The sequence below is a fragment of the Microcystis sp. LE18-22.4A genome (assembly GCF_027531105.1).
Taxonomy (GTDB): domain Bacteria; phylum Cyanobacteriota; class Cyanobacteriia; order Cyanobacteriales; family Microcystaceae; genus Microcystis; species Microcystis aeruginosa.
In genome coordinates, this window is sequence record NZ_JAPZRB010000468.1 from 1 (window position 1) to 10,222 (window position 10,222).

The 10,222-nt window shown below is 43.9% G+C and carries 11 protein-coding genes; 5 read left to right on the top strand and 6 right to left on the bottom strand.

Annotated features, from left to right (window positions below; genetic code table 11):
* Positions 1–204 precede the first annotated feature (204 nt).
* From O9295_RS20405 to lepB, 4 genes are all read right to left on the bottom strand, one after another.
* Positions 205–1,275 carry a YheT family hydrolase gene (locus tag O9295_RS20405; RefSeq protein WP_288034912.1) on the bottom strand — a complete coding sequence of 357 codons (1,071 nt, stop codon included), beginning with the start codon at positions 1,273–1,275 and terminating at the stop codon, positions 205–207.
* Positions 1,276–1,340: 65 nt separating this feature from the next.
* On the bottom strand, positions 1,341–1,709 hold the full coding sequence (locus O9295_RS20410; protein WP_288034915.1) for a DUF1818 family protein: 369 nt from the start codon (positions 1,707–1,709) through the stop codon (positions 1,341–1,343).
* A gap of 6 nt (positions 1,710–1,715) precedes the next feature.
* The gene (locus O9295_RS20415) at positions 1,716–2,291 is read right to left on the bottom strand and encodes a hypothetical protein (protein WP_147071500.1); all 576 of its coding nucleotides are present in this window, start codon (positions 2,289–2,291) and stop codon (positions 1,716–1,718) included.
* Positions 2,292–2,479: 188 nt separating this feature from the next.
* A complete protein-coding gene (gene lepB / locus O9295_RS20420; RefSeq protein WP_288034918.1) occupies positions 2,480–3,577 on the bottom strand; it encodes a signal peptidase I in 1,098 nt (365 codons plus the stop codon).
* Positions 3,578–3,695: 118 nt separating this feature from the next.
* Between lepB and O9295_RS20425 the strand changes: the two genes are divergently transcribed.
* The 3 genes from O9295_RS20425 (at position 3,696) to O9295_RS20435 (ending at position 5,422) form a co-directional block, all read left to right on the top strand.
* Complete coding sequence (locus O9295_RS20425; protein ID WP_147071504.1) at positions 3,696–4,355, top strand: glutathione S-transferase family protein; 660 nt, start codon at positions 3,696–3,698, stop codon at positions 4,353–4,355.
* Entirely contained in the window at positions 4,356–4,652 is a 297-nt protein-coding gene (locus O9295_RS20430; RefSeq protein WP_147071506.1) for a glutathione S-transferase, read from the top strand. It begins immediately after the preceding gene.
* A 149-nt stretch (positions 4,653–4,801) separates the two neighbouring features.
* Complete coding sequence (locus O9295_RS20435; RefSeq protein ID WP_002758121.1) at positions 4,802–5,422, top strand: chorismate lyase; 621 nt, start codon at positions 4,802–4,804, stop codon at positions 5,420–5,422.
* A 1,061-nt stretch (positions 5,423–6,483) separates the two neighbouring features.
* On the opposite strand, the gene O9295_RS20440 is transcribed toward O9295_RS20435, so the two are convergent.
* A complete protein-coding gene (locus O9295_RS20440; protein WP_012266526.1) occupies positions 6,484–7,311 on the bottom strand; it encodes a DUF3598 family protein in 828 nt (275 codons plus the stop codon).
* A 37-nt stretch (positions 7,312–7,348) separates the two neighbouring features.
* On the opposite strand from O9295_RS20440, the gene panD reads away from it, so the two are divergent.
* Together panD and O9295_RS20450 are read left to right on the top strand one after the other, a co-directional pair.
* Positions 7,349–7,768 carry an aspartate 1-decarboxylase gene (gene panD, locus O9295_RS20445; RefSeq protein WP_288034921.1) on the top strand — a complete coding sequence of 140 codons (420 nt, stop codon included), beginning with the start codon at positions 7,349–7,351 and terminating at the stop codon, positions 7,766–7,768.
* Positions 7,769–7,842: 74 nt separating this feature from the next.
* Complete coding sequence (locus O9295_RS20450) at positions 7,843–9,030, top strand: TRC40/GET3/ArsA family transport-energizing ATPase (protein ID WP_002758246.1); 1,188 nt, start codon at positions 7,843–7,845, stop codon at positions 9,028–9,030.
* Between the two features lie 148 nt (positions 9,031–9,178).
* Here the strand turns inward: O9295_RS20450 and O9295_RS20455 are convergent, their stop codons facing one another.
* The gene (locus O9295_RS20455) at positions 9,179–9,934 is read right to left on the bottom strand and encodes a cobalt-precorrin-6A reductase (protein ID WP_288034924.1); all 756 of its coding nucleotides are present in this window, start codon (positions 9,932–9,934) and stop codon (positions 9,179–9,181) included.
* Between the last annotated feature and the right edge of the window lie 288 nt (positions 9,935–10,222).

Consider the following 10,222-nt stretch of genomic DNA (forward strand, 5'->3'; position numbering starts at 1 on the left):
GACTTTCAAAAACCTTGCATTATCCTTCTTGTAGTACATCGCTTGGTACAAAAAACAAGGGCAACAAAGCCTGAAACGACCGGCTCCTGACTCCTGACGACCGACTCCTACCCCCAGGAAAAACTTTTTCAGCAGACCCTATTTATTCCCCCTCTTGCATGAGTGCCTATCGTGATATGCAACCTATACTCAACGGATTTAGGATTATTTGCCAGTTTTTTGGTCAAACCAGTCTAAAACCCGATTCCATGCCCACCAGCGATCGCTATCGCCCCACTGACGCTGACAGGATAAACTGCTGATATAACCCACATGACCGCCATAGTTGGTTAAGAGTAGATCCACGTGGGGATTATCGGCGATCGCTGCTTGCAGATCGGGAATAACTGCGGGGGAAAAGAGGGGATCATCGGCCGCGTAGAGGATAAAAGTGGGTTTAGTTAAATAGGGTTGAAAGGGCAAGGGACTACTAGCGGCATAATAGTCAAAAACTGTCTCAAATCCTAAGTTTTGAATCACTAATTCTCGATCGAATCCTGCAATCGTGGTGGCGCGAGTAATTGCTTGGGGATCGATATGATCGGGATGAGCTTGATGGATGCGTTTGGCTAACTTGCGTAATTCCCTGGCGATCGCTTTTTCCAAATGTTTCCCCCAGGGATCCCGGACGAGATAGGATAAAGAACGATTAGAGTCTAAATTAGGACAAATTACCGCACCACCACCGATATCGACGGGATCGATCCCCATATCTTCCTGATTCTCTGCCGATTTAATTCCCCAGAGGGCCAATTGTCCCCCCAGAGAGTAACCTGTGAACCAAAAAGGAGCGGGACAGCCCATTTTTTGGGCTTGGGCGGCAATATGAAGGAAATCTAGCCCTTCATAGATGCCATCGGAGGTGAGAGTCGGGGATAATTCGGCTGTCTTACCGTGGGCCCGCCAATCGAAGAGGACGACTGCGTAGTTTCTTGCTACGGCTTTTCTGCCTAAAATTCTTAAAAACCATTGATTATCTAAGTCTCCCGTGATGCCGTAGGTGCCGATAATGGTTCCTTTCCCTTGCGGGGGAATGGAAAAAATCCCGTAGATGGGGACGGCATTGGCCCCGGTGAAAATGGTTTCTTGATAGACTGGTTCGGGAATAGCGATCGTATTTTGCCAGGTTTCTCGCGCTTTTAGGGACACATAGAGGGTCATGGCAAAACCGTTTTTCAGCAATGGGGGCGGAGTGTAGGTGAGATTATCGGTCTTCGTCCTCGGATGGGCAAGCATAGCAGCACAGGGGAATCAAAAAGTCAAGAGGGGGAGACAAAAATTAACTTATGCCCACCGCTTTCTTAAAAATTGTAAAGCAAATTGTCCCAAGCGGCGAGCAACTCTGGCAGGGCAGTGGCTGACCAATTGCCCTCACAACCGCGACCTTGATAGAGAATAAATCGCAGGGAATAATTATCGGGAAATCCTGCCGCTTCTAACCATAAAAGCTCGCTTTCCGCTTCACAAGCAATACTTTCTTCATCCATTAATTCTGTGGCCATGGCCGCCATAGTTGCGGTCAATTGTGATAGTAACCGACGCAAATCTTGCCACTCGGACTCGGTCAATTCGATCGCCCAATCATCGCCACCAATTAATCCTTTATAAATGGCTGCCTTAGCATCCCAACCGAGTCGCCAACCTGAACCATATTTGAGAATTTTTTCCATAATTTTCTAGAATTTTAATAGGTCGGCATCTCCCGGTTTTGATAAAGATGGACGACGGGGAGAGGGACTGGGAGAAGGGCTAGGATTGGGGGTTTCTTGGGGGAGAATGGCGGGGTTATAAATTTCGACTAGAAGGGTGACTAACTGCTGCCTTTGACGACGATTAAGACTGTTAATCGCTTTGATATCGGCAGCCATCGGGTTAACCGTAAGGGTTGCTTGTCCGGGATAGTTTTCTTCGCTGATTTTCTCGTTCACTCCTAGATAATCCCCTAGGGTTAATTGCCAATCAAAACGGATGAGAGTAAACCTTTTTTTTGTATCTTGATGATAACGAAGAAAGCGACTGATTAAAGTATTATTCGGATCGATCGCCCCTGTATCTCGACGGGTATAGTTGTTTTCTTTCGGTAAATCTGGCATTGCTTGATAAATTTGTTGAGCAACTGTTTCGGGTCGTTGAATTTGGCTCATCCCGGGGGATTGCCACGATAACCACCAGAAAAATATCCCTATTCCTAGCCAGAATACTAATAATATTATTTGCTTAATTTTCAGCTTGTGAGGGAATTTTAACAGCATATTAATCAAGAAAAGATTGAAGTTAATTATCTAGCACCAGTGGTAATTTTTCAGGAACAATTCAAGGGATGCTGTACTGCATTTAAACTGCGTATTGTAAACTTTAGGACAAATGCTCAACCCCCCTCTCCCTGCTCCCATGAAGTCTTAACGAGTAATTCAGATAGTCAACAGCTTAGTCATCCCCATCATAGCAAAGACTGGACACGATCGAGAGGCCAGTAAACTTTATAGGCTTGACCAACGATATAACTTTCTGGCAAAAAACCCCAAGCATGGGAATCAAAACTATGGTTACGATTATCTCCCAAAACAAACAGGGTTTTTGGGGGTACAGTCATAAATTCTATTTCATAATTGGCTAACTCGGCGGTGTAGGGTTCCTCGATAACTTGCCAGTTGAGATAAACTTTACCCCTGCGGATTTCAATGGTATCCCCAGAAATAGCGATGACTCGTTTGATAAAAAAATCTCCAGAATTAGGCTCTAGTTGCTTAATTTTTTCGGGAGTTCTAAAAACAATTATATCGCCTCTTTTCGCTTGATAATTACTGGATTGACTGACGAAAATGCGATCACCTACTGCGAGGGTAGGCAGCATGGATTCGCTCGGAATCTCGAAAAATTCTATTCTTTGATGTAACCAATCGGGAAAATAATTACAGATAATTCCCCAAGTAAAAATTGCTGCCACCATCAGCGCCAAAATGGAACGATAGGTGTGACGATGGGGATGAAATTGATCGGGGAAAGTGTGATAAACATGATAAACAGCGATTGCTGTAATTAAAGGGGTAAGAAAGAGGATATTGGCCAAAAAATCATCTATTTTCAGGGTAATCAGGGATATAGTCAGAAAAATTATCCCTAAGATCACCTTATCGGCGTACAATTGCCCTAACCCGGGTATAATCCGGTTAGCGAAGACGGCAAACCATGGGTTTTTTTGTTGGCGGGGAATTTTCTCTAAGCTGTTATTCTGTCTGGAATAATAAACAGTCCAGTGAGCGTCAAAAATATTGCTAATGTAAACGATAACCAGAGCAACTATTCCCCCTAATCCCCAGCTTACATGGCCATTGGGGCTAAAAATTGACCAAATTGTCACAATTATTAATATTCCTTGAGCGATTGCCAAAAGGGTTGCTTTTTGGTTTTTGTTAGCATACCATTGTCCCAAACCGGGGAAAAACATCGAGAGATTGACCGCTAACCAGGGATCTTTTGCTTGTGAATTAGTCGCATAAGGACGAGAAACAGCCGAAAAAAGGGAGGGTTTGCTCATAGTATAGACCTATTGCCAATTCAGTCAACAGAGTGATCAGTAAACAGTGAACAGTGAACTTAAAACTCAAATCTGATAACTGATAACTGATAACTACTATAGCAACCAACAACACTTAATGCTTTTACTTCAATTTAGCACATCTCATTACTGTCGCAAAGCTCGTTTAGCCCTAGGTTATAAGGGGATTGATTACCAAGTAGAAAATCTCACCCCCGGACTACATATTCTCAAACTCAGTCCCCTAACTAAAGGGTTAACCACTGTCCCCGTTTTAATGGCAGCAGATGAGATTATTGCCGATTCTACTGCCATTTTAAAATATTTAGAAAAAGTAGTTCCTTTCCCCTCTTTTATTCCCGCTGGGGAAAAGGAGAAAAATCAAGCTTGGTTACTAGAGGATTGGTTAGATGAAAGTATTGGAGTAGCGACTAGATTTGTCTATTATAATTATCGCGCTGGAGAGGGAAAAGCGATCGATCCTTCCCTGAGTAGTCAAATAATTATTAATATCGTGCGACAACAATATAAAATCACCCCAGCCAGGGTAAAACTAGCGGAGGAGCGCCTAGAAAATGCCCTCAAGATTCTAGAATATTGGCAAAATCAGCCCTATTTGGTGGCGGATAAATTAAGTGTAGCCGATATTGCCGCCACTGCCCTACTCAGTCCTCTGGCTCTAATTCCCAGTTATCGTCAAAAATATCCCTGGTTGTTTGCTAGAATCGGGGAAATTCATCAACAGTGTCGGGAAAAATTGCCCCCCGGTTTAAATTAAATGCAGCGAACGACCAAAATTATTATTCTCATTTCGATCGGTTTCTTATCGCCCCTAAAAGCCCTTGCTTTGCCCGCTCCTGAAGATATTCCCGAAGAAGTTTTACGAGCAGAAATTATCACTTCGGCTCGCTCGCCCCTTGATAATCAACCCCTAACTGCGGCAGAATATGCCTTACTAGAAGAACAATTAGCCACCAGCATTTATCCCCCCCAAATTAATCCCAAGATTCGACAATTAATTGCCCTGAGAAGATTACAAAAATTCCTCCAGATATTGATACCTTTCTATCGTTAAAATCAAAATAGTCAATCTCCTTTGGCAAAAGTGCATCTGCTAACCGAAAAGTTTAGAGAGGATTAGAGCAAGGCGATCGCTTTTATCGCCAGCAGACAAAAATCCCGTGTTATGATTAATGAAAAAATCATAAAGTTTTGTAACAAACCTTGACTGCTATCCTCCGCCCCCAAGAAAAGCCCCTGCTTAATCGTCCTTGGTACTCCCTGTCCCCTCTCTGGCAAGGAGACGAAACCGATGTTAAACAAGGTTTACCCCATAGCCAACTCGCACCCCCGTGGCAGATTTTAATTCTCGGCGATGGTTCTCCCACCCGTCATTTACAACTTTTAACCGGTGAAAAAACGGAAGTGGATGTGATCGATATGTCCCCCATCGGCGACGATGAGGATGGCGCACCGATGAAAATTAGTCTGATTCCGGGGCCGAGATTGCGTCGTCAAGTCTGGTTACGCACAGCTAGTGGTCAAAGGTTAGCCTATGCCGCTTCTTGGTGGTCTGTCAATCAAGTGGACGAATATCTAGAAAATCGTTCCCTACCGATTTGGGAAAGTCTCTCGCGGCTGCACACGGAATTGTATCGCGATGTGCAGGGACTTTATTACGGTCATTCCCCGGAATTAGAAATAGCTTTTGGGGAAAAAGGAGCATTTTGGGGTCGTCATTACCTATTTTGGCACGCTCGCCAACCCCTTACCCTGATTTACGAGGTTTTTTCTCCCTATCTCCGTAAATACCTCGGCGAAATGAGAATTGATCAATTAGGATAACTGCTGTAGATATTTCTATGTAGGGTTTACTGAATAAAGCTAAAAACCTTGTTGGGTAAGACTTTTAGACTTTTTGTCAATCAAAAAGTACCAGATATGGGAGTGGTCGGGGGGAAAATTCCGGGACTTTTTCCCTGAAAATTAGGTAATTGACCCCCTCAAAATCGGTAAAACCCCACACCCCACACCCCACACCCTACACCCTGCCCCTAGGAAAAACTTTTTCAGCAAACCCTATATAGGAGTGATCAATCTTTGTGTCCTCTGTGTCTCTGTGGTTCCTTCCACACCCCACACCCGGCCCCCACCAACCAACTTTTTGCCGCAAACCCTAGATAGTTAACAGTTTCCCATCCCCAGTAGCTAATCTGGACACTTTTCTCGCAGCATATCTGGTACATTTTGTCAAAAAAACTTTTTCGTTTTAACATAAGTACACATATTTTTGGCAAAAGATCTTTTTCGTCAAAGGAGCAATTGGCAAGTTTTCCCTAGTGACGAATTAGTCATCCTAGACGTGGTAAGGGTTTCAAGGCACAAGGACTAAAAATGCACAGAGTAACCCGATTCTTAGATTTTAGCAGCGGGCTGTAACTATTGCAATCTCGTTGACAAATAGGAATTTTTCTCAATTATTTTTTAAGAAAAGTAAAGATGAAGGAATGTAAATTTAAATCTTCTCAAGTATATTGGGATTTTGATAAATTTTGCTTATATAAAGCAGCCCTTAGCATTCAGCTTCTGAGAGCAGTTATCTTATTGGTGAAGTACAAAGTTGTTGTTTTGGCAAGTCTCCGAGCAAGGAGAAGATACCAAATCCAGTTAAGTAGGTAGTCGTTAAAAATTATCAGATGCCCCCCTTATTAAGGGGGGATTAAGGGGGGATCCCCCCGCCTATCGGCACCCCCCTTATCAAGGGGGGCAGGGGGGATCTGAGGCAAAATCTATCTTCAATTTAATTATAACTACTTACTTATAATTCATGTTTAGGAGAAACCCGATATTTTTCAGTGTAATTAGTCAATTTCCTTTTTATTATCAATCTAGCTGACGGCTGACGGCTAATAGCTTTCTTTTTCCTCTGTCACCAGAGTAATACCTGTCCATTCTCCCTTCTCGTTATAAGAACGAATTAAGCGCTGTCTTTGAGTAGGAGAAAGTAACCAACCCACCTCTAAAACAAAACGATGACCGGCAGTAATTTTCAGAGGTGTATTACAGGAGGCTCCATCGGGCAGCAGCAGGATTTGAATCGGCAGCGGACTATTTTCAAACAACAATCTTTGTCCCTCAATACGAGCGCTAGAAGTAATTTGACTATCGCCAAAAGTCAAAGTTTGCGAGAGATAATTATCCCCCTGACGCTCGATCGATACATGGGTAGAATAGGCAGGAGAATTATAAAAATCGCGTCCCGTTGTCACCGCCTGTCCTCGCCATTGACCCAGTAATTGCTCCACCGATAACATCGGTCTTTCTGGTGACTGAGAATCCACTAACTTTTCCCGAATTAAAGTCAAGCGATCGAACTCACAGCGCTCATTAAATAACTGTACGATTCTTAATCGTCTTTCTCCAGAGATTAACCCAAATTCTGCCCCGAATTGTGAGGAAAAACTACTAAAATATAGAGAACCTTGGCAAAAAGCTCCCGTCTGGCTAAATAGAATACCCTGATGGAGAGAACTATACTCTAAAATCAAATCTTCTGGCACTCGATCGCTGTAGAGACGGCGGACCAATTGACGAATTGATCGATTATTATTAACGCCTTGCAAAGATACCAAAGTCGGGGTATCTTCGATCAGATCGCCTTGGGGAGACAGACGGGTAAAAGAACCTTGCCATTGACCGAGATTTTTTAGTAAACATTCCCACTGGGAGAGCATAATAATTGAAGTAATTGGGGGAAATAGGAAAAAATACATGGGAACAATTCGATTAATGCACGCCAAACTCCATCGAGTGCGCGTCAGCGAGGCTAACGTCGATTATGTCGGCAGTATCACTATCGATCGAGAATTGATTGAGCGGGTCGGTATTTTGCCCCTTGAAGAAGTGGATGTGGTCAATCTTAGCAATGGTAAGCGCTTTTCCACCTACGTTTTTCCTGGCCAAACTGGGGAAATTTGCCCCAACGGTGGTGCGGCGCTGCTCTGTCAACCAGGAGATATTTTGATTATCTATGCCTACGAACAACGTCCGAGGCAAGAAGTTCTCGAAAAGGGTCATTTTGCCAAAGTTCTCGTCGCTGATGCTGAAAATCGCTGTCAGCAATTTTTTGAACAGAGCCTAATTCCCCGGGGTGATGGTCGGGGAGTGGAATTTTCTAGCCAAGAATGCTGATTCTTGTCCTCAATTTGTTAACTTTCCCGTCATAATAAGAATAAGTAATGTAAATTTTCTTAGAATCAGCCCCCATGCGTGTAATTCTCATGACCGGTAAAGGAGGCGTGGGTAAAACCTCCGTCGCCGCCGCTACAGGACTCCGCTGCGCCGAACTTGGCTATAAAACCCTAGTTCTCAGCACCGATCCCGCTCACTCTCTCGCTGACAGTTTCGATCTCGAATTAGGTCACGATCCTCGTTTGGTACGTCCCCATCTTTGGGGGGCAGAATTAGACGCACTAATGGAATTGGAAGGCAACTGGGGCGCAGTAAAACGTTACATTACTCAGGTATTGCAAGCTAGGGGTTTAGATGGAGTGCAAGCGGAAGAATTAGCGATTTTACCCGGAATGGATGAGATTTTCGGCTTAGTTCGCATGAAACGCCACTACGATGAGGGTACTTATGATGTGTTGATTATCGATTCCGCACCCACGGGTACAGCCTTACGATTGCTGAGTTTGCCAGAAGTGGGCGGTTGGTACATGAGAAGATTTTACAAACCTTTACAGGGAATGTCGGTGGCATTGCGACCACTGGTGGAACCCTTTTTTCGACCGATCGCCGGTTTTTCCCTACCGGACAAGGAAGTTATGGACGCTCCCTACGAGTTTTATGAGCAGATCGAGGCTTTAGAAAAGGTTTTGACCGATAATACTCAAACCTCGGTACGTTTGGTGACAAACCCCGAAAAAATGGTGATTAAGGAGTCTTTACGCGCCCATGCCTACCTAAGTCTCTATAATGTTTCCACCGATTTGATTATTGCTAATCGGATTATTCCCGACAAAGTAACCGATCCCTTCTTTGCTCGTTGGAAAGAAAATCAACAGGGTTATAAACAGGAAATTTACGATAATTTTCATCCCTTACCGGTTAAGGAAGTTCCTCTCTACTCGGAAGAAATGTGTGGTTTACCCGCTTTGGAAAGACTGAAAGAAACTCTTTTTGCTGGGGAAGATCCGACTAAGGTTTATTACCAAGAAAACACCATTCGGGTAGTTCAACAGGAAAATCATTACAGTCTGGAATTATATTTACCCGGCATACCCAAGGAACAAATACAGCTAAATAAAACTGGAGACGAGTTAAATATTCGCATCGGTAATCACCGTCGTAATTTAGTCTTACCCCAAGCTTTAGCAGCCCTGAAACCTTCCGGAGCAAAAATGGAAGATGATTACCTGAAAATCTCTTTTAGCAACGTGGTGAAAGTGTGATTTTCCTAGATTGGGTGGGGAAGTGGGAAGTGGGGAAGTGGGGAAGTGGGGAATTTCAACTAAAACCCTAAAACCCTAAAACCCCATCACCCCATCACCAGACAATTGACTTTTTCAGCCAACCTTACCGATGATTTTCCCAGAAAAATCAAGAGAGCCATCTTTTTTCTAACCATGCCAGGACACTTTCAACATCTGCCACTTTTTCTCCTTCAGGTACAGGTGGACGTTGCACCATGACCACGGTTATTCCCAACTCTCTAGCGGCGATAATTTTGGCGTAAGTGGCATCACCGCCGCTATTTTTACTCACGATCGCCCCAATCTTATATTCTTGCAAAAGAGAGCGCTCTGACTGCAAAGAAAAAGGCCCCCGTTCCAACAATAATTTTCCAACCGGTACGATGGCATCCGCTGCCGGTGGGTCAATCATCCGCATCAAAAACCAGATATTTTTTAGATGTGCATAACTGGCCAGTTCTTGCCGACCAATAGTGAGAAATATCCGCGGTGCTAACCCGGGTAAAATATTCGCCGCCGCTTGATTGTTTTCTACTTCAATCCAATTATCTCCAGATACTTTTTCCCAAGCTGGACGACTTAACATTAATCGAGGAATACCACAATCCGAGGCGGCTTGAGCGGCATTAAAGGAAATTTGTGCGGCAAAGGGATGGGTGGCATCAATTAAACAATCAATGCCTTCTTGGCGCAGATAATTGGCTAACCCGGCGGCACCACCAAACCCCCCCCGGCGAGAAGGAGTTGTGAGAGTAATCGGTTCTCTCGTGCGACCTGCCAAAGAAGCGATGGCATCTATACCCGGAATTGCCGCAATTTTAGCCGCTAATGCCGCCGCTTCCCCCGTTCCCCCTAAAATCAGCACTCTTTTATTTTTAGTCATCCAGATAATTGCCAAAAGGTTAACTAGGGTTTGCTGAATAAATCTAAAAACCTTGTTGGATAAGACTTTTAGACCTTTTTGAAATCCAAAAGTGCCTGGCATGGGAGTGATCAGGGGGAAATTTAGGCACTTTTTCCCTGAAAATTAGGTAGGGTTAGCTGAATAAATCTAAAAACCTTGTTGGGTAAGACTTTTAGACTTTTTGTCAATCAAAAAGTACCAGATATGGGAGTGGTCGGGGGGAAAATTCCGGGACTTTTTCCCTGAAAATTAGGTAATTTACCCGAT

Bases quoted from the DNA above. Each gene is read 5' to 3' on its own strand.
- O9295_RS20440 (WP_012266526.1), bottom strand. From the start codon at position 7,311: ATGCTCTCCCAGTGGGAATGTTTACTAAAAAATCTCGGTCAATGGCAA.
- O9295_RS20415 (WP_147071500.1), bottom strand. From the start codon at position 2,291: ATGCTGTTAAAATTCCCTCACAAGCTGAAAATTAAGCAAATAATATTA.
- O9295_RS20410 (WP_288034915.1), bottom strand. From the start codon at position 1,709: ATGGAAAAAATTCTCAAATATGGTTCAGGTTGGCGACTCGGTTGGGAT.
- panD (WP_288034921.1), top strand. From the start codon at position 7,349: ATGGGAACAATTCGATTAATGCACGCCAAACTCCATCGAGTGCGCGTC.
- O9295_RS20405 (WP_288034912.1), bottom strand. From the start codon at position 1,275: ATGCTTGCCCATCCGAGGACGAAGACCGATAATCTCACCTACACTCCG.
- O9295_RS20425 (WP_147071504.1), top strand. From the start codon at position 3,696: ATGCTTTTACTTCAATTTAGCACATCTCATTACTGTCGCAAAGCTCGT.
- O9295_RS20455 (WP_288034924.1), bottom strand. From the start codon at position 9,934: ATGACTAAAAATAAAAGAGTGCTGATTTTAGGGGGAACGGGGGAAGCG.
- O9295_RS20430 (WP_147071506.1), top strand. From the start codon at position 4,356: ATGCAGCGAACGACCAAAATTATTATTCTCATTTCGATCGGTTTCTTA.
- lepB (WP_288034918.1), bottom strand. From the start codon at position 3,577: ATGAGCAAACCCTCCCTTTTTTCGGCTGTTTCTCGTCCTTATGCGACT.
- O9295_RS20450 (WP_002758246.1), top strand. From the start codon at position 7,843: ATGCGTGTAATTCTCATGACCGGTAAAGGAGGCGTGGGTAAAACCTCC.